General features: G+C 25.7%; 1 protein-coding gene and 1 tRNA gene. Both read left to right on the top strand.

The annotated features are described in order from the left end of the window. Nucleotides 1–296 precede the first annotated feature (296 nt). A tRNA-Ser gene (locus tag ABD944_RS42225) sits at nucleotides 297–381 on the top strand. 108 nt (nucleotides 382–489) lie between these two features. Further along, on the top strand, nucleotides 490–607 hold a 118-nt coding region (gene psaE / locus ABD944_RS42220; protein WP_345187910.1), incomplete at its 3' end, for a photosystem I reaction center subunit IV.

Raw genomic sequence — 607 nt, 5'->3', positions numbered from 1 at the left:
GTAGTTGGACCTAAAAAACCTTGCCAGAAAAAGAAACCAATTACAAATATTGGTAAAGACCAAAGAAGAAGTGTTTTCCAAGATAGTTTCATATTATGAGAGAATTTATTTATTTAGTAAAAATTGTATAAGATTAAAAAATCTTGAAATAAGCTGATATAGATTCTATGTACATATTTTTTAAATATATCTATAGAAAGATTATAATTTATATTTAACATAGTTTTAATTTTCTAGGCAACTACCTTAGTTCTATGTTATTCTTGTCTAATTTTTTAAAACAGTATTTTAATTCAGGAGAGATGGCAGAGTGGTTTATTGCAACAATTTCGAAAATTGTCATAACTTTTGTTATCGAGGGTTCGAATCCCTCTCTCTCCTTTTATTAGTTATATATTACAATTGTCGGTAGTATTTTTATATATTTTGTTTAGTTTTTTAAATTTTTTAATATAATAATCTTTAATAATCTATCTGAGGACTAAAAATATGGAAAGAGGCTCAAAAGTAAAAATATTGAGAAAAGAATCGTACTGGTATCAGGAAATTGGTACTGTTGCAGCAATTCATAAAAGTGGTATCAAATATCCAGTATTAGTAAGGTTTG

Origin of the sequence: Actinomadura verrucosospora (assembly GCF_039540335.1) — a bacterium.
Taxonomy (GTDB): domain Bacteria; phylum Actinomycetota; class Actinomycetes; order Streptosporangiales; family Streptosporangiaceae; genus Spirillospora; species Spirillospora verrucosospora.
Note: the sequence above shows the minus strand (reverse complement) of the source record. Positions and strands in the feature narration are given on the sequence as shown.